16 protein-coding genes and 1 other RNA gene are annotated in these 19,404 nt (G+C 37.0%); 6 read left to right on the forward strand and 11 right to left on the reverse strand.

Annotated elements, in window-relative coordinates; all coding sequences use genetic code 11:
* Positions 1-126: 126 nt before the first annotated feature.
* Positions 127-585: a DUF1573 domain-containing protein gene (locus EIY84_RS02230; protein WP_124640076.1), complete on the forward strand. Its 459-nt coding sequence runs from the start codon at positions 127-129 to the stop codon at positions 583-585.
* An 89-nt stretch (positions 586-674) separates the two neighbouring features.
* Here the strand turns inward: EIY84_RS02230 and rnpB are convergent.
* An RNA gene (gene rnpB / locus EIY84_RS02235) (RNase P RNA component class A) lies at positions 675-983 on the reverse strand.
* A 106-nt stretch (positions 984-1,089) separates the two neighbouring features.
* Here rnpB and EIY84_RS02240 point away from each other — a divergent pair.
* Positions 1,090-1,584 (forward strand): RNA polymerase sigma factor, encoded by a 495-nt coding sequence (locus EIY84_RS02240; RefSeq protein WP_124640078.1) that lies wholly within the window; start codon positions 1,090-1,092, stop codon positions 1,582-1,584.
* On the forward strand, positions 1,577-2,257 hold the full coding sequence (locus tag EIY84_RS02245; RefSeq protein WP_124640080.1) for a beta-carotene 15,15'-monooxygenase: 681 nt from the start codon (positions 1,577-1,579) through the stop codon (positions 2,255-2,257). Before EIY84_RS02240 ends, EIY84_RS02245 begins: the two co-directional genes overlap by 8 nt.
* A 70-nt stretch (positions 2,258-2,327) precedes the next feature.
* On the opposite strand, the gene EIY84_RS02250 is transcribed toward EIY84_RS02245, so the two are convergent.
* Positions 2,328-2,963 carry an MBL fold metallo-hydrolase gene (locus EIY84_RS02250; protein ID WP_124640082.1) on the reverse strand — a complete coding sequence of 212 codons (636 nt, stop codon included), beginning with the start codon at positions 2,961-2,963 and terminating at the stop codon, positions 2,328-2,330.
* Positions 2,964-3,301: 338 nt separating this feature from the next.
* Positions 3,302-5,314, reverse strand: coding sequence for an NAD-dependent DNA ligase LigA (gene ligA, locus EIY84_RS02255; protein WP_124640220.1), 2,013 nt, complete (start codon positions 5,312-5,314; stop codon positions 3,302-3,304).
* A 271-nt stretch (positions 5,315-5,585) separates the two neighbouring features.
* Here ligA and putP point away from each other — a divergent pair, with 271 nt between their 5' ends.
* The 3 genes from putP (at position 5,586) to EIY84_RS02270 (ending at position 11,522) form a co-directional block, all read left to right on the forward strand.
* Entirely contained in the window at positions 5,586-7,085 is a 1,500-nt protein-coding gene (gene putP, locus EIY84_RS02260; protein WP_124640084.1) for a sodium/proline symporter PutP, read from the forward strand.
* Positions 7,086-7,171: 86 nt separating this feature from the next.
* On the forward strand, positions 7,172-8,647 hold the full coding sequence (locus EIY84_RS02265) for a lipopolysaccharide biosynthesis protein (protein WP_124640086.1): 1,476 nt from the start codon (positions 7,172-7,174) through the stop codon (positions 8,645-8,647).
* Between the two features lie 4 nt (positions 8,648-8,651).
* The gene (locus EIY84_RS02270) at positions 8,652-11,522 is read left to right on the forward strand and encodes a M16 family metallopeptidase (RefSeq protein ID WP_124640088.1); all 2,871 of its coding nucleotides are present in this window, start codon (positions 8,652-8,654) and stop codon (positions 11,520-11,522) included.
* Between the two features lie 120 nt (positions 11,523-11,642).
* On the opposite strand, the gene EIY84_RS02275 is transcribed toward EIY84_RS02270, so the two are convergent.
* The 8 genes from EIY84_RS02275 to aspA form a co-directional block, all read right to left on the reverse strand.
* Positions 11,643-12,422, reverse strand: coding sequence for a GLPGLI family protein (locus EIY84_RS02275; RefSeq protein WP_124640090.1), 780 nt, complete (start codon positions 12,420-12,422; stop codon positions 11,643-11,645).
* Positions 12,423-12,522: 100 nt separating this feature from the next.
* On the reverse strand, positions 12,523-13,599 hold the full coding sequence (locus EIY84_RS02280) for a GNAT family N-acetyltransferase (protein ID WP_124640092.1): 1,077 nt from the start codon (positions 13,597-13,599) through the stop codon (positions 12,523-12,525).
* The gene (locus EIY84_RS02285) at positions 13,596-14,600 is read right to left on the reverse strand and encodes a polysaccharide deacetylase family protein (protein WP_124640094.1); all 1,005 of its coding nucleotides are present in this window, start codon (positions 14,598-14,600) and stop codon (positions 13,596-13,598) included. The genes EIY84_RS02280 and EIY84_RS02285 overlap by 4 nt, the downstream gene beginning before the upstream one ends.
* 36 nt (positions 14,601-14,636) lie before the next feature.
* A complete protein-coding gene (locus tag EIY84_RS02290) occupies positions 14,637-15,686 on the reverse strand; it encodes a hypothetical protein (RefSeq protein ID WP_124640096.1) in 1,050 nt (349 codons plus the stop codon).
* A 71-nt stretch (positions 15,687-15,757) separates the two neighbouring features.
* Entirely contained in the window at positions 15,758-16,216 is a 459-nt protein-coding gene (locus EIY84_RS02295) for a hypothetical protein (RefSeq protein ID WP_124640098.1), read from the reverse strand.
* Positions 16,217-16,242: 26 nt separating this feature from the next.
* Entirely contained in the window at positions 16,243-17,139 is an 897-nt protein-coding gene (locus EIY84_RS02300) for a glycosyltransferase family 2 protein (protein ID WP_124640100.1), read from the reverse strand.
* A 20-nt stretch (positions 17,140-17,159) separates the two neighbouring features.
* Positions 17,160-17,960, reverse strand: a complete 801-nt coding sequence (locus tag EIY84_RS02305) for a class I SAM-dependent methyltransferase (RefSeq protein ID WP_124640102.1) — start codon at positions 17,958-17,960, stop codon at positions 17,160-17,162.
* Between the two features lie 3 nt (positions 17,961-17,963).
* Entirely contained in the window at positions 17,964-19,364 is a 1,401-nt protein-coding gene (gene aspA / locus EIY84_RS02310; protein WP_124640104.1) for an aspartate ammonia-lyase, read from the reverse strand.
* Between the last annotated feature and the right edge of the window lie 40 nt (positions 19,365-19,404).

Raw genomic sequence — 19,404 nt, forward strand, 5'->3', positions numbered from 1 at the left:
AAATTAAATAAAAATTAAAATATCTGCAAAAATAAGCCAAACTAAAAAAATTAAACGAATAAATTGAAATAATTTTTAACTTTGCTCGTCAAACATTAATTAACAATTTAAAAATCTAAAAAGAATATGAAAAAATTATTAGCTGGATTTGCAATGATGGGTGCTGTTGCTTTTGCATCTGCACAAACAATTGTAGTAGATAGAGAAACTTATGACTACGGAACCGTTAAAACAGGATCTGATGGACATCGTTATTTTGCAGTAAAAAATACGGGCAAAAAACCTCTAATCTTATCCAATGTAAAGGCTTCTTGTGGATGTACAACTCCGGAATGGAGCAAAGATCCGATCTTACCTGGGAAAACAGCTCTTATCAAAGTAGGATACAACACGGCTTCCAACGGTTTCTTTAAAAAGAACATTGAAGTTTTCTCTAACGACCCAGAAAAAAGCAGAATTACCCTAAACATAACAGGTACGGTAGATCCAAATGCAAAAGATATTGCAAAAGTAGAACCTTATACTGAAAAAGAATTGAAGCACATCTTCAAAAAGAGAGAAGCCGAATTGAAAAATGCTAAATAATATTTAATAAAAAAGAGTAGAAATTTCTACTCTTTTTTTATTCCATAAACTCCAATTTTGGAATTAAGTATTTGTATAAATTTAACAAAAAAGCAAGAAAATCTATAAGCCGGATTTTGTACTTCAAAAAAGAAGTGCTTGTTATTTATCTGGCCGCACGGTTACCCGTACGATCTAGCTGCTTACCCCTCGTCAACGGACGAGCTGCCCTTAACTGACGATATACTTAGCATTGCACCGCATAGAGTTTACCTGGTTTCACTACAGCCGAACTGTACTTGCTTTCTGTTGCACTTGTCCTCGTATCGCTACGGAAGGCCGTTAGCCTTTATGCTGCTCTGTGGTGTCCGGACTTTCCTACCCTTTCCTAAGAAAAGATCAACAAGCCGATTTTCTTGCGCTTGCAAAAGTAAGTTTTTTTCTAAGTCGAAAATTTATTTTTTACAAAAAATCCGTCGTTCTCGCTTCAAATTTATTATCTTCGTTTTTATAAACGAAAAAAAATTGTCTTCAAAGGAAAAAGAATTTGCACAACTCATCAAGAACAATCAGGGACTGATCATAAAAGTATCCCGATTGTACACCAACACTCTGGAAGACGAGCAAGACCTTTTCCAAGAAATTGTATTGCAGTTGTGGCGAAGCTATGGCAGCTACAAGGGTGAAGCAAAAATATCTACTTGGATGTATCGTGTGGCTCTGAACACCGCCATCACCCTTTTCAGAAAGAAAACCAAATCCCCGGCAACGGACGAACTGGCCGACTTGCATTATAAAAACTTTGTCGAAAACGATGACGAGAAAGAACAACAAGTTTCTTTACTCTACAAAGTCATCAAGATGTTGCCCAATATCGAAAGGGCAATTGTCACCATGTATTTGGATGATCTCCCGTACAAAGAAATTGCAGAAAACTTAGGGATTACCGAGGTTAATGCTCGAGTGAAAATGAACAGATTGAAAAAAACTTTAAAAGAACTGATGGAAAAACATGGCTGATTTCGACATCGATAACTTTAAAAAAGATTGGCAAGCGCAAGATAAAAAACGCTTGTACAACAGTTCAGAAATATTAGAAATACTGAACCATAAATCCAAAAATTATGTAAAATATATTTTCTGGATAAGCCTTGCTGAATTTATACTTTTCAGTGGTATTACTTTATACTACGCTATCTGGGGCGAAGGCGGCGAGTCCCTACTCAATATTACAAAAAAAATAGGACTGAACGATACCAACATCATGAAAGCCAATATTGCGCATTTGGACTTCGGAATGAAAATTCTTAATCTGTTGATTACTGGATATTTCGTGATTTTGTTCTACAAAAATTACAAAAAAATCTCGGTGCAGTCCAACATCAAACAGTTTATCATTCAGATTTTAGAATTTAAGAAAACAGTTCGATATTTCATCTTAACCAATATTGTTATTTTGGTGATTTTTAACTTGTTAATTTCCATCATCATTTTCAACAACATCCAATCCCAAGATCTTCATCTACAATCCTACAATTGGTGGATGCTCATTTTATCCATTGTTTTCACCACTTTATTCAGCATTTTATTAATCTATATTTATTATAAAGTTTTATATGGAATTATCCTAAAAAAACTGAGTAAAAACCTGGATCAACTTAAAGAAATCGACCAACAAAACGAAGAAAAATAGCATTTATATAAAATCAAAAAAGAAAGGCTGATGAAATAAAAATCCATCAGCCTTTCTTTTTACTTTTCCATTAGAAAAATGGATTGTGTTTTTTTTCAAAACCAACGGTTGTTGTCTGCCCATGTCCGGAATAAACTTCGGTTTCATCAGGGAGTACAAACAATTTTTGCCTAACACTCGTCAACAATTGTTCGTGATTGCCTTTGTAAAGATCGGTTCTGCCGATGCTTCCTTGAAACAAAACATCACCAGAAATCACAAAATTTTGCAGGGCGCAATGATACGCCAGAGAGCCCGGCGAATGTCCCGGCACAAAATAAACATCCAAACGATCCGTATCCAAAGTCAAAGTTTCGCCTTCATTGATAAAAGATAAATCGCCCACAAAAGGCTGGAAATCAAACCCAAATTGCCTTGCCGACATGGGATTTCTGTCCAAAATTTCTTTTTCTATTTCGTGCAATATTACCGGGACTTTGTAGGTATCAAAAGCCCATTGCAAACCCAAAACATGATCGATATGCGCATGAGTCAGCAGGATATTCTTTATGTTTAATCCTTTTTCTTGGATGAATTTTTCCAAAACTTGAGTTTCCTGTGGACTAAAGTTTCCCGGATCGATTAGAAAAGCATATTTATTTTCGTTGTATAGAATGTAGGTGTTTTCCGAAAACGGATTAAAAGAAAACGATTGAATATTTAACATAAATTAAGGTTAAGGTTAAGGTTAAAAATTATATATTTGATGAAAATCTCAGTATGAAAAGCACTACCTCATTCATAATAAGCGTTTTACTGTTTTGTTATTTTTCTTTTTTAATATTAATGAGCTACACTCATTTTTACAGTACTTTTTTTAATGTTATCGCTGAAATCATTACACTTCCTTTGATTTTGCTTACTGTAATATTTTTTATTCTCTCACTTACAAAATGCATACAGAAAAATAAAAAATTCATTGTCCCACTCATCATCAACAGTATAACTTTAATTCTCATGATTGCATTTTCGATCTTGCAAAGTTAAAGAATGAGGAACATTCGTTTATTGATTGTTTATTAAATCTAAAAATTGTTGCTCGTCCAAAATGGTAATCGTTCCGATGTCTTGGGCTTTTTTCAGTTTACTTCCTGCCTTTTCGCCCACCACCAAATAATTTAGGTTTTTGGACACCGCCGAAATATTTTTTCCACCGTGGTTTTCCACCATTTCCTCGGCTTGTTCTCTGGTAAAAAGCGACAATTTTCCCGTAAATAAAAAGGTTTTTCCGATCAACACTTCACTTAAAAGTTCTTGTTCAACCTCTCCTTTTTCCAACTGAACACCGTAGGATTTTAACCGTTGTACGATGTTCCAATTTTCATCATTGGACAAGAAATTCACGATGCTTTCTGCGATTTTTTCGCCAATATCTTCCACTGCAACCAAATCTTCAACCGTTGCCGATTTCAACAAATCGATAGAGGCAAAATTCTTGGCTAATTTTTTGGCAACGGTTTCTCCTACATGTTTGATACCGATCCCAAACAAGACCTTTTCATACGGAACCTCTTTGGATTTTTCCACCGCATCAATAATGTTTTGGGCAGACTTTTCTGCCATTCTTTCCAAAGGCAAAAGTGCTTCTTTTTTTAAAGAATAAAAATCTGCATAATTCTCCACCAAGCCTTCTCTGTACAATTGTTCAATGGTTTCACTTCCAAGATTCTCGATATTCAGAGCTTTTCTGGAAACAAAATGGATCATTTTCCCAACCACTTGCGGGGCACAATGCAATTCGTTAGGACAATAATGAGCCGCTTGATCTTCTAATTTCACAAGCCGGGTTCCGCATTCGGGACATTGCGAGGCATAGGAAATCGGTTGAGATTGTGGATTTCTTTTTTCCAAATTGACACCGACAATTTTTGGGATTATCTCACCACCTTTTTCCACAAAAACAAAGTCGCCTTCGTGTAAATCCAATTTTTTTATGATGTCTTCGTTGTGCAGCGAAGCTCTTTTCACAATGGTCCCGGCCAACAAAACCGGCGAAAGATTGGCTACCGGAGTTATTGCTCCGGTCCTTCCAACTTGGTAGGTCACTTTCTCCAGAAGGGTTTCCACTTTTTCTGCTTTAAATTTGTAAGCCATGGCCCATCTTGGAGATTTGGCGGTGTAGCCCAATTCTTTCTGTTGCTGCAGCGAGTTCACTTTTATCACAATTCCATCGATATCAAAATCCAAACTGTGGCGTTTTTTGTCCCAATACTGGATAAAACTTTGAACTTCATCAAGTGTTGAGCACAATTTAGCATGATCTTCAGACACCTTGAAGCCCCATTTTTTTGCGTGTTCCAACAAATTCCAATGGGTTTTTGCCGGTAAATTTTCATTGATGAATTGATACAAAACTGCCGTGAGATTTCTTTTTCTAACCTCGGTTGAATCTTGAAGTTTCAGACTTCCACTGGCCGTATTTCGGGGATTCATAAAAGGGTCTAATCCTTCAGCTTCGCGACTTTTATTGATTTGGTCAAAGGATTTTCTGTCCAAATAAATTTCACCACGCATAAAAAATCGTTCCGGATAATCGCCTTTCAATTGAAGCGGCACCGATGAAATGGTTCTTACATTGGCGGTAATCTCATCGCCCTGAAAACCATCACCTCGGGTAACGGCTTGGGTCAATTTTCCGTTTTCGTAAAGTATCGAAATGGATGCACCGTCGTATTTTAATTCGCAGACAAATTCAACTTTTTCGCCTTCCAAGGATTTTTCAATTCGTTTTTCCCAATTGGCAAGGTCTTCAAAATCATAAGAATTGTCCAAAGAATACATTCTAAAATCGTGCTGTACGGTTGGGAATTTTTTTGTAATCCCACCTCCGACACGATGTGTTGGCGAATTGGGATCGTCGTATTGAGGATGTGTTTTCTCCAAATTCTGAAGCTCCAAAAGTTTGGCATCAAATTCGAAATCGGAAACCAAAGATTCATCCAATTCATAATAATTTTTATTGTAAAAATTAATTTCATTTCTGAGCTTTTCTATCTGTTCTTGGATATTTTCTGGCATGGCAAAATACTTTTTCACAAATGTAGGAATTTAGGATTTAGTTTATAAAATTCCCAATTAATTTATGTCCACAAACCCACCTCCATCTTCTAAAAAAACAACTAAAGACCTTTTTTCGATGGCATTAAAACATCAACAAAAAGTTACCTTAAAAATTATGAAAACCATAAAAATAAAATTTTTCAAAAGCCATAAAAACCACGATAAAAACCGAATAAATTAGGTAAAATACTGCTTGAAGTTGTAGTTTTACAGTCTAAAATCATTTACCATGCAAATTTACGAAGCCATATCCATAGGATTGTACATGCTCCTGATGTTGGGAATTGGGGTCTATTCTTATAAAAAATCCACAGCCAATTCCGAGGAATTTCTCATTGGTGGCCGAAAACTGGGTGCTGCCGTTACTGCACTTTCTGCCGGAGCTGCAGACATGAGTGGCTGGCTCTTGATGGGACTTCCCGGCGCCATGTATTTCACAGGACTTTCTAGTGCTTGGATCGCGATTGGACTTACCGTTGGTGCTTTTATGAACTATGTTTTGGTAGCACCACGACTAAGAATTTATACGGAAATTGCACAAAATGCCATCACGCTTCCTGTATTTTTTGAGAACCGATACAAAGACAAAAAACATCTGTTAAAGCTCACTTCGTCCATCTTCATCTTGGTATTTTTCACTTTGTACACCTCTGCCGGAATGGTTTCTGGCGGAAAGTTATTTGAATCGGCTTTCGGTTTGGACTACCTCACCGGAGTTTTTGCCACGGGATTGGTGGTGGTTCTCTACACTTTTCTGGGCGGATTTTTAGCCGTAAGTCTTACCGATTTTGTACAAGGCACCATCATGGTTTTGGCTTTGGTTATCGTTCCATTGGTTGCTATTTTTGAAATTGGAGGTGTTGGCGAGAGCATTTCAATCATCGAAAACAAAGGCAGTCAGTATCTGGATCTTTTCAAAGGAACAACCTTCGTGGGCATTCTTTCACTTTTAGCTTGGGGATTGGGTTATTTTGGTCAGCCCCATATTCTGGTTCGTTTTATGGCGATTGACAACCCAAAAGATTTGGTGAAAGCAAGAAATATTGGCATTACCTGGATGATACTTACTGTTGCGGGTGCTTTGGTTATTGGTCTCATTGGGATTGCTTATTTGTTAAAATTCGATCATGCCACCATGCTGAAGTTCGATAGCAACAATCGAGAAGCCGAAACGATTTTTATATATTTTTCCAGAACATTGTTCCATCCTTTGGTGAGTGGTTTTTTACTTTCGGCCATTCTTGCAGCCGTGATGAGCACCATTTCTTCACAACTTTTGGTTACCTCCAGCTCATTGACCGAGGACATTTACAAGGCCTTCATCAACCCAAAAGCCGACAGCAAAAAAATGTTGATGGTAAGTAGAATGTCTGTATTGATAGTAGCAGCCATTGCACTTTTACTTTCATTAACCCCAAGAGACAGCATCCTGAACTTGGTAGGAAACGCTTGGGCGGGATTTGGCGCTGCGTTTGGACCTCTTATTTTATTGTCTTTGTTGTATAAAAAATCCACCATGCAAGGTGCTCTTTCCGGAATGTTGGTGGGTGGAATTACTGTTTTGGCTTGGGTATATTTTGACCACCCTTTCAAAAATTGGTACGAACTGATCCCTGGATTTACCTTATCGTTCCTTACGCATTGGGTAGTTTCGCAATTTACTTATCAAAAAAACGACATCATCGAACAAGAGTTTGATGAAGTTGAAAAAATTCATCAAGAAAAATAAAGTAATCTTTCAAAAAACAACATAAATTCGACAAATGCGTATCTTCGCAAATTAATTTTCAGGAAAAACGATCAGAATAAAAATCAATGAGTGTAGTAGCCCGACAAGGATTCAAATACAGCATAATAGGATATTTAGGATACCTACTGGGTACCGTTTCTTCGTTGTTCATCTTCACCCATGACATGAAGTTTTATGGCCAACTAAGATTCATCCTTTCCACCACGGAAATCATGGTTCCAATTGTGGTTTTTGGGATTTCCTTTGCCAATGTCAAATTCTTTTTACAAGCTCAAAAATCCGGGAAACATCAGAATTTATTGTCCCTATCTTTACTTGCCATTTTTATTAATTTCCTACTTTTTATAGGTGGTTTTTTCTTGATTAATTTTTTATTTCCCGAGTTTAAAACTTCCAAAATATGGTTGTACAAAACCATTATTTTACCGTTGATATTGGTATTGTCATTATCTGCAATTTTCAATAAATACATCAGTAATTTCAAGAGGATCGTTGTCCCCAATATTTTCGAAAATATTTTTCCAAAAGTGGCCAACTTGGGTGCTTTCACCCTGTTTTTTTTCCTTGGTTTGGAGAATACAGCTTTGTTGTTCTTCTTTTCCATGTTTGTGATGTCCATGATTGGATATGCCGTTTATGCCAATAAATTAGAACCTATAAAACTGGATTTTTCTAAAGATTACATCAAAAAAGATCATCTGTGGAAAGAAATATTGTCCTACAGTTTCTATGGTTTTCTTGGGAACATCGGAAATTATATTGCCATAAGGATAGACACCTACATGATTGGTGAAAATATTGACTTGGAAGCCGTTGGGATCTACTCCACTCTTTTCGCGGTGATCTCTCTGATTTCCATTCCTCAAATGGGACTTTTCAACATTTCGGCACCCATCATCAACAAATGCATCGCCGAAAATAATTTTGAAGAATTGGATCGTTTTCACAAAAAAACTTCGCTATCCTTATATTTTTTAGGAGCTGTATTGTTCTCGTGTATTTTGGTGGGTTTCCCTTATCTCACACATTTTATGGGCAACGGCAATCTTTTGAGAGAAGCACAACCGGTTTTGTGGATTTTGGGTTCAGCCATTTTGGTCGATTTGGCTACGGGTTTCAATGGAAATATCATTTCATTATCAAAATATTACCGATTCAACATCATCATCATGCTGATTTTAGCTGCATTGACCATTGCGCTCAATTACTATTTCATCTTCCAAACCAGTTGGGGAATAGTAGGTGTGGCATTTGCAACAGCGATATCGTTGTTAATTTATAATTTAACAAAAATTATCTTTAATTTTGTTAAATTCAAAATACATCCGCTCAGCATCGAGATGATTTTTGTGTCCATACTTTGCACTTTAGCCATTACCGTTTCCATCTTACTTCCGGATTTCAAAAATCCGATTTTCAACTTGATCTACAAGCCTTTTTGTGTAGTGTTGATGATTGGAATTGGCAACTATTTTTTAAAAATTTATTCGTTAGATAAATTCCTAAACAAAGAATTTTTCAAAAGTCTTTTCAAATTTTAAACACATGTCAGAAAATAAAAATTATACGATAGAAAAACATACCGACCCCAACGGATATGCATACACCACAGTTTCTAACGACGAAAATGGAGTGAGAACCTACCTTTTAAAAAATGGTTTAACCGTGTTTCTTGCACAAAATTTCGACGCACCGAAAATCCAGACCTACATCCCTGTAAAGACCGGGAGCAACAACGACCCTGCCGACAATACCGGACTTGCCCATTACCTGGAGCACATGATGTTCAAAGGGACTTCTAAAATTGCTACCGCCGATTGGGAAAAAGAAAAACCTTTGCTCGATCAGCTTTCGGATCTATTTGAAGTTCATAAAAAAGAAGAAAATCCGGAAAAGAAAAAGGAAATTTACAAAGAGATTGATGCCGTATCTTACGAAGCATCCACCTATGCCATCGCCAACGAATACGACAAAATCATAACTTCCATTGGTGCCACCAACACCAACGCCCATACTTGGTTGGATGAAACGGTGTACAAAAACAACATCCCCAATTACGAATTGGAGCGCTGGTTGATGATCGAAAAAGAACGATTTTCTGAAATTACCCTTAGGCTTTTCCATACCGAATTGGAGGCGGTTTACGAAGAATTTAACCGCGCGCAAGACAACGACTCCCGACTGACCAATTATGCCTTGATGGAAGCCTTGTTCCCCACGCATCCCAACGGACAACAAACCACTTTGGGAAAAGCCGAGCACCTGAAAAACCCTTCCATGAAAGCGATTCATAAATATTTTGATGACTTTTATGTACCCAACAACTACGCCATGGTCTTGGTGGGCGATTTGGATTTTGAAAAAACCATTGCCTTGGTCGATCGTTATTTTGGAAGTTTTGAATATAAAGAACTTCCCAAAAAAGTTAAGATTGAAGAAAAACCACAAACAGAAATCATCAAAAAAACCGTAAAAACCCCTACCAATCCCAGATTGCACTTGGGTTGGAGAACAGACTCTTACGGCAGTCGAGAGGCGATGCTTGCCGATGTGGTAGCAAACATCCTGACCAACAAAGGAGAGGCCGGATTGTTGGACATCAACATTAACCAAACACAAAAAGCACTTTGGGCACAGGCGTATTCGGTGGGTTTCAAACAATATGGATATTTTTCGGCCGTCATCATCCCGAAAGAAAACCAAAGTTTAGACGAAGGCAAAGAATTGCTTTTAAACCAAATAGAACGCATCAAAAAAGGAGAATTTTCTGAAGATTTGCTACAAGCCATCATCAACGATTTTAAAACCCAAAGGATCAAATCTTGGGAAACCGCAGACGGATTGGCAACAACCCTTTACGACACCTACATAAAAGGCCGAACTTGGGAAGACGAACTGAACGAAATACCACAGTACGAAAGCATTAGCCACCAAGAAATTGTAGAGTTCGCCCATCGTTTTTTCAAAAATAATTTTGTGGAAGTCCACAAAGAAAAAGCAACCAACGACCAATTGATCCGAGTGGACAATCCAGGAATAACTCCAGTGAAAATCAACCGGGAAGGCAAATCAGATTTTGCAAAAAAAATAGCAACCTTCAAAACTGAAATTGCCAAACCCGAGTACATCGATTATCAAAAAGCCATTGAAGAAGAAGAAATCGCCGGAAAAAAATTCTCTTTTGTACAAAACCAATACAACAGGATTGCGCAGTTGCATTACATTTTCCCAATCGGTACGGATCACGATAAAGAGCTTTTGCTCAGCACTCAATATTTACAATATCTGGGTACCGATTGCTTCAGTCCCGAGGCTTTGAGGCAAGAATTTTACAAATTGGGGATCACCAATGATTTTAGAACTTCCAACAATCAATTGTACATCATCCTGACCGGTTTGGAAGAAAATCTTTGTGCCGGAGCCGAACTTTTGCAACATTGGTTGGACAATGCTATTGCCGATCAAGAGGTGTATAACGACTTTGTACAAACCGTTTTTGAAAGTAGAGCGTACGCTAAAAAAGACAAAACCCGCATCATGTCTGCCTTGGTCAATTATACCAAATACGGTAAAAATTCCAGACTGCGAGAAGTCATCAGTCATGAAGATTTGCAAAATATTGATGTTGAAAAACTGATCGAAAAAATGAGAACGATTTTCCAACATCCCTACGAAATTTTCTATTACGGCACCGAACCGGAAATCATGAAAAAACATGTTACCAACTACATTAAAAAAGAAAAATTCGGGATTCCAACGGCTAAAAAATTCCCTGAACCCAAGACAGAAGATAAGGTATTTTTTGTAAATTATGACATGGTGCAAATGGAAATGTCCAGGGTGGCAAAGGCAAAAACGGTAAATCCTGAAAATTTCGGAAAAATAAATGTGTACAACGAATATTTTGGACGCGGACTGTCTTCCATTGTTTTTCAAGAAATGAGGGAGAGTAAGAGTTTGGCCTACTCGACCTATGTATCCTACATGGCTGCTATGGAAAAAGAAAACTCCGATTACATCAGCACTTACATCGGAACGCAACCCGACAAATTGCACATTGCTGTACAAACTTTGAACGAATTGATGGCTGAGCTTCCGCAAATCCCAATCCAGTTTGAAAATGCCAAAAACTCAGTTCTCAGACAGATCGAGTCCGGCAGAATTGTACGCACACAAGTGTTTCTAAACTTCAGGAGTCTAAACAAACTCGGCATTTATCACGATTTTAGAGAAAACATGTACCGCGAAGTGGAGCAATTGGATTTGGAGCAATTGACAACATTTTACCAAGACGAAATTCAACATTTGACTTACAACACGGCCATTATAGGGAAAAGGGAAAACCTGGATCCCGATATCATCAAACCTTTGGGCGAACTGACCGAACTGAGTTTGGAGGAGATTTTTGGATACTAAGAACTATGGGAAAATACTGCTCATTTACACCAATTCGAAATTTGAGAATTATTCTTAGGAATTCAAATTAAATATCGAGCAGTATTTCTTAAATCAAGAAATACTGCTTATTTATAGAATCTACAATTCAAGTTCTAAAGGATTATACTTTTTAGATTTTTCCAAGATTTTTTGCTTTAATAATTTTAGAGTCTCAGGATCTTCTATATAATCGTTGTATTTATCTTGATTTGCCATATCATTTCTTTTGTAATCAAATATTTTTGATTTGGATACAAATTTAGCATTCGCATTTATATTGGCAGATTTACATAAATACTTTCTCTTTTTAAAACTGTACATCTCAAATCGATAATCGCCTTTATCATCGTACACTTCCAAAATAAGCCCAGGAAGTTTATTAAATTTATACGGACCAAATGGCAAAGGGATTGCAGCTGTAAAATAAGCAATCCATACTCTACCGTATTTTTTTATAGTTGCTTTCTGACAAGTGTACTTGTCAATCTTTTTGAACTCATTATGAAGTTTCCAATTAAAATCATTCTGTTCCTCATATTTAAAATTTTTATCAGAAATTGGAATCGTAACATAAATTTTACCACTTGTAATCCCAATATTTTCGGGGAATGATGTATCGTATTTCATGTGTAAACTTATATCGCTAACATCCGTGATTTTCTTTTCAAATTTCAACGAATCACCAATATATTTATTCATGCTCTTAAAATAGGATTCTCTCTCGTTCATTAAAAGTGCAAAAGCCTCTTCCTGTTGGAAGTCAGTGTTTTTTAAATCTTTATATACTAGTCTATAATCGGCTTCATATACCACTTTAAAGCTCTTTTGAGCATAAACCATCGAAGCAAAAGAAAAAAGGGTAAAAAAAAGTAATTTCATATCCAAAACGATATTCTTTATTTAAAATACACAGCAAAAAAAATAAAACACAAGAAAAAAAAAACAACTCAACCAAAAATAATCAAAACAGCTGATGAGTCTATGTAAAAACCCAATCTCCGTCTCCATCTTGGAAATGGAGATTTTCTTTTATAGAAATAGCATTTACAAAGTTTTCATGAAAAAAATATCGCCTTTCAAAATCTTTTGAAAACAGCTTTGGGAAACGATTTTCAGAAATACAACGGTTGAGTTCGTCATGGTAACAAGTCAAAAATTTCACCTTATGCTCTTGAATAAAACCGTTGAGGAAATGTGTGAAATCTTTCAAATTTTGCTTCGTAAAAAGATACGGTATTTTCAGATGTCCATCTCTTAAAGACAGCATAGCACAAGCCTTTAATTGACGATCGGCAGAGAAAATTTTAACCCAAAAAAAGTCCATACTTTTGGCAAAAGACGAAAAATTATAAGCCTTTATAGGCTGATTACCTTCCACAACCCAAGGATTTTTCATGATCCAATTCAAATCATCTGCATTTCTTATGGATGGAAAATTTTGTAAAAACAATACACTTTCAGCATCCACTTCTTTTTGCATTTCAATGAGATGTAAACCTGGATTTTCTTTCTTTTTAAGAAGAGCATAACACCCATCCAAAACGGAATTTGCTTGGGTTAAAAACGGTTTGATCTTATGAAAAAATGAAAATTTTTGAGGTAAAATTTCATCGATACCGAATGAAAAATAGTACCGTTTTCCCAATTTGGACTTTCCGTATTGCAGTGCTTTGGTTTTGCTAAAAAGTCTCTCGGCTTCAGGTGTAAATTCTGTTAAAACCACCTTCCCATCGTACAAGTTAAAAGCAAGATCCATCATTTTTTGTGCAATTTTCTGACCTCTAAACTGCGGATTGACATATATCGTACTGAACCAGCCCATCTTCTGTGGGGTGCCTTCAACAAAAATTTCATCCGGTAGAATCCCCAAATATCCTGCAAGTTGATGATCGGCAAAAGCCAAAATCAACAAAACATCGTCCTCCGTGGCTTTGGGATTTCGGCATTGAGATTGAGCTCTAAAATCGGTGATGGGTAAAAACGGAAAAAGTCTGAATCTATCGGAGTTCAGCAAATGCACCAATTCGGATTTACAAAAAGTTTCTAATCGAATCATCTTCTAAATATCGTATTTTTCCCAAAAAGTTTTTTCACTCGAAAATAGGCAATTTCTTCTTTTAAAATTTCCTCTGCACCCTTTCCATTTTCCATCGGTATTCGATGAAAATTTCTCTCGATGCTGTCCAATTTTATCCCTGCCGCTCCGAAGGTACAAAACAGATCGGGCTCACGAGAAAAAAGCGCATCAAAAAAAACTTTTTCTACACCAAAATCGGTGAATGGAAAGGCAAAGGACTCCGTGTGAAGTCCTTCTGTTTTCAAGTATTCAAAACAGTTTTGACTTTGCCAAAGTTGCTCTTCCAAATTCAGTTCGCCATACAAAGGATGATCCCAACTGTGTGCACCAAATTGAAAACCCAACTTGGACAAATCCTGAATTTCTGCAAACGACAAATACGGTTTTTCTTGCTTCAAAAATTCAGAAAAATTAACATTTACCAAAGGAGCCAAACCGTCTAAAACCGACTGATTAGCGTAAGAAATGGACAAAATTTTGGCTGCTATTTTCTTAGGATTTTCTTGTTTAAAGCCCAATAAATTGAAAATTTCTGGGTGGATCGTTTTGGATTTCAAAAGAACATCCACCAGCAAAGAGGCTTTGCAACGAAAAGACAAGTCGTGGTTATCAACAAATTGAGGATTGATGTAATTGATGGCAAAAATTCCCTTTTCGTACAAAATGGGGGCGACAACCTCTTTGAAATCCCTCAATCCATCGTCAAAAGTCAAAAGGGCTACTTTCTTTTTCGCTTTGAATTTTCCCTGAACAAAATCTTTGAACTCGTCCCAAGTCACCCACTGGAAATTTTTAGAAAGCACATCCAAATCTGCTAAAAATTGCTTTTTGTTTTTGTAACGAATGATGTGCTTCAGATGCGGCAAATCCCTATCCGAAACCGTATGGTACACCGGCAGACAATAATCCAAAGGATAATCCTTTGAAATCGTAATGTATTTGATGGGCAAAATGGAGATGACTTTTTCTTTGAAAGGCATGATGAAAATTATGAAGACAAGTTAAGAAAAAAGAAATTACAACGACAACAAAACTTTTTCCAATTGTCCTGCAATGGTCCTGCGGTTGAAATTTAAGCTAAAATCTTCTGAAAAATTTGTCAAATCGATAATTTGCTTCTCAACATCTTCCCTTTCTGTAAAGATAAAAGAATAAGCATTCTTGTACGAAGCCGGAAAAATAGCCGGAACGCCAAACTTTATGGCATCGCCCACATTTCCAGAAATTTTACTGCTTCCGTAGGTTTCTTTTTGACTAAAAAAATCGACATGGAGTTGGAGTGGGCACCACAAAACCGAGGCGTTGGACATCTCTTCTCGAAAATCGACATCGGGCACTTTGGTTTCGAAAAATTTTATAGAAATTTCTTCTGGCAATTCTTGGTTTAATTTCTTTAAAGCGTTCAATTCTTCGTCCATTGCCTTTCCGAGAAACACAATTTCCATAGGGGTTTTAAAGGTTTTAACCGATGAAAAAACACGATGATAATCTCTCCTTTGTTGCGAAACCGTCCCCGGAACAACCACTTTCAACTTCGAAGGTTTTTCCTTAAAAAACTCATTAAAAAAGAGAGAAATGCTTTCTTTTTTTGCATTCAGTTCAGTTGAAATAAGATCAATACCACCGTCCAAAACCAAAAGTCTTTTTGCATTTTGATAAATTTTTGTTGATGATAAAAGCCCTTCTTTCAAAAGCAATTTCAATCGATAGACCTGTTCTTTTTTCCAACAATTTATAAAAAGCTGAACTCTTGAAAGATTAATAAAACACGCATTATGAACCAAAACAGAAGTCGAAAACAGCTTGGTAATCTCAAGGAAAGTAGAGAAATACCGATGAACCGTCCCAACAATAACCTCATCGTATTTTTTCCGATTGAGCATGCCTAAAATGGTTTCGGAATTGCAAAGTATTGCCTTGTGTTTTAACTTTTCCGGCAACAAACGGACGATCTTTTCCGAAAGATAAAAATCCATCTCCACGGCGTGAAATTCCTGAGCCAATTCCATGAAATTAGTGGCAATTTCGGCATGGGTATCCAGTTCTATGTAGGCAATTTTTCTCAAAAAAAACAATTTTCACAAAGCTATAAAAAGCTCCACTTCCGTGGAGCTTAATTTATTATTTTCTTAAAATTTTATTGAAAATACTCGTGGTAGGTTTTATAAGAATCGGCCAGTTTTGATACCAATTCTTTAGCTTCAGCATCATCGGAAGCACCTAATTTCTCTACCAATTCCAAATGCGGTGCCAGCCATTTATGCAATTCATCGTGGCTTTTTCCATCCATGGTGCAGCTGTTGATCAACTCATCATTTTTTATGGTAATTTCTTTTGCCAACATCTTGTAATCGTTTTTATTTTGCGAAACAAAGTCATTTACAATGGTTTCGCTTTCCAAAATAAAAGGTTTCATTTCTTCATTCACCTTCCATTTCTCACCGTTATTCAGTTCTATGCCAGCTTCCTTTTCATCGGTTGCATGATTGTCATGCGTTTCGTGCGTTTCGTGTCCTGCATGATTTTCGGTTTTATTACAGCTAAAAACGATCAGTCCCATTACCAAACCTGCTGCTATTAATTTTGCTTTTTTCATTGTAAATACTATTTATTTTGATTGATTTAAAATTTATTCCACATTTTTTTCCATCTCAAATTTCGGATAAAGTCCATTTCTTCCGAGCTTAAAACTCGATTGTGCTTTTGCTTTAAAAAGCTATTCATGGTGATCATCAACTCCGAAAAAGAACGGTTTTTCCAAGATGATTTTGCCGAAGAAATAAAAGCCAAAGGGAAATTCAACCCCAAATTATAAAAGTACTCACCCAATTTTTCAGCCTTTTGATTTTTGTATTTGAAGGCGGTAGGTCTCAGGTGTTTCACCCAAATATTTTTATCGGTTTGGGTAGTAAACCCCTGCATTTCGGCCAACATAACATCCAGATTATCCCAACCCAAAACCGGTCGCAAACCGTTCATTTTCAACAAACATTCTTTTCGATACGCTTTTATTGGACCACGAACATGATCGGGAGACGAAAGATTTTCAAACACCCAACCGTCTGAGCTTTCAAAATTCAAAATTTCAGTGTTGATTTTACGAACATTTTGTTTTTCTTTCAGAATTTTCACAATTCCCGATGCCATTCCCAATCGAGGATTTTCTGTAAACATACGATGAATGGTCGATAAATATTGGGATGGAAAAATTATATCGGCATCGAACTTACAGATGATGTCGTAAACCGAAAGGTCAGCAGACTCCAGTCCTGCATTGAACGATCTCACGACTTTTGCTCCGGGTTGATGCTCAGAAGCTGCCAAATTCAGAGTTTTAATTCTCGCTTTTATGGGCGATTGCTGAATAAAATTTTGAATGATCGCCTCGGTATCGTCCGTTGATCCATCGTTGACCACCACCAAATCAAAATTTTGAAAATCTTGAAGCTCCAAAGATTTCAGACAGAAAAAAATATTTTCTTCTTCGTTATGTGCAGGTATGATGATGAGAAATTTCACAAATTCAATGGATTAAAACCTTACAAATTACTGATTTTCAAGTCTATTTTAAACAAAACCTCAGGCGTTTTTGGACTTTCAAACTGCTGGGTCAACTGCTGTTTTCCGTTCAACATAACGGCGCACATCGTATTGGCAACATGATGCAGTTTGTGATGAAATTCTTTGGGAGTCCCATCCATAATCCCACGGAAAACTTCGTATCTAATTTTTTCCGGATTGTAGGCATAATCGTGCCAAACCACCACAGAGTTTTCATGGATCAAATGTTGAAAAACCTTTTGGGTATCGTGTTTTACCATCTCATAACTGTGGTCGCCATCGATAAAAATAAGATCGTATTTTTTTTGAAGTTTCTGGAAATCAAAGGTTAAAGTATTGCCTTTCAAATGAAGAATTTTTGGATTTTTTTTGGATAAAAAACCGTGGAGTTCTATGTATTTTTCAGGAAGATTCATGGCCTTCATTTCTTCATCTCCAAGGTTTAGCGTGGTGCAATCTTCAATATTTTTAGCAACATTCCAAATGCTTTCTCCGCGCCAAGTACCAATTTCGAAATAGCTTTTCTTTCCTTTTGCCAAGGTTTTCAACAAAGCCAAATCCGTTGGTAGAGAGCTTCCATCCAAGAGGAAACTCTCTACCGAAGATTCAAAATTATCATCCAAATCCTGAAGTTTTATCTGTGGCAATGCCAAAATATCCGGATATGCTTCCTTAAATTTATTTTGTTGAACTCCTTGTTCATTCAACACCAAATTTAGTAAATACGGTTTCGATGAAATGGCTTTTACCGCTTCAAAAAACTTTTGAAGTTTCTTCATCGATTAAAAATTATGTGGGGTAAGCATATGGGCAGGATCCAAGATTTCGTCTAATTTTTGTTGAGTAAGCAACTCGTGCTCCAAGACCAAATCGTAAACGCTTTTCCCGGTTTCCAATGCTTCTTTTGCAATTTTTGTTGAGTTTTTGTACCCGATGTACGGATTCAGGGCTGTTACAATCCCGATGCTGTGTTTCACCATATTCAGGCAAGCCTCTTTGTTGGCTGTAATTCCCACCACACATTTGTCTCTAAGGGTGTCGATGGCATTGCACAAGAAGTGAATATTTTCCATGATGGCGTGGCACAAAACCGGTTCCATCACATTGAGTTGCAACTGACCCGCTTCGGCAGCAAAAGTTACCGTAAGATCGTTGCCAATCACTTTAAAACAGACTTGGTTCACCACTTCTGGAATTACGGGATTCACTTTTCCGGGCATGATGGAGCTTCCAGGTTGCATCGGTGGCAGGTTGATTTCTGCCAAACCGGCTCTAGGTCCGGAAGTCAGCAAACGAAGATCGTTGCAGATTTTGGATAATTTCACCGCCAATCTCTTCATGGCTGATGAATAGATCACATACGAACCGGTATCCGGAGTGGCTTCAACCAAATTGGCAGCCGAAACGATGGGATAACCCGATATTTGAGCTAGATTTTCTGCACAAAGTTTGGCATAGCCCAAAGGTGCGTTCAGTCCTGTACCAATCGCTGTTGCCCCCATATTCACTTCTACAAACAGCTTGGCATTGTTGTTCAGTTTTTCAATATCTTCTTCTAAGTTGGCGGCGAAAGCTTCAAACTCTTGTCCCAAAGTCATAGGAACGGCATCTTGAAGTTGGGTTCTTCCCATTTTAATGACCTCTTGGAACTCAACTCCTTTTTTCCTGAAAGCATCGACAATACTGATGACTTTTTCTACCAATCTCTCGTTCATTTGCAACAAAGCCAACTTAATCGCTGTTGGATAGGCATCGTTGGTGGATTGTGACAGGTTGATGTGATCGTTTGGCGAACAGAATTGATAATCTCCTTTTTCTTTTCCTAATTTTTCCAAAACACGGTTAGCTATTACCTCATTGGCATTCATATTCACCGAAGTTCCGGCTCCACCCTGTATCATATCTATTGGGAATTGATCGTGAAATTGACCTTCCAATAATTCATCACAAGCTTCAGCTATTTTCACATTAAGAGCTTCAGGCAACAATCCCAACTCGTAATTGGTTTTGGCTGCTGCTTTTTTCACAAAAGCCAATCCTTTGATAAACTCGGGGTAGGACGACAGCAATTGCCCAGAGATTTTGAAATTATTGATGGCTCTTTGGGTTTGAACCCCATAATATGCGTTAATAGGAACTTGCAATTCTCCCAAAAGATCACTTTCTTTTCTAAAATTTTCCATAAGAATAGTATTTTTTTTAAAATCGTTCATCATAAAAAGA

Source organism: Amniculibacterium aquaticum (assembly GCF_003852705.1).
Classification (GTDB): domain Bacteria; phylum Bacteroidota; class Bacteroidia; order Flavobacteriales; family Weeksellaceae; genus Amniculibacterium; species Amniculibacterium aquaticum.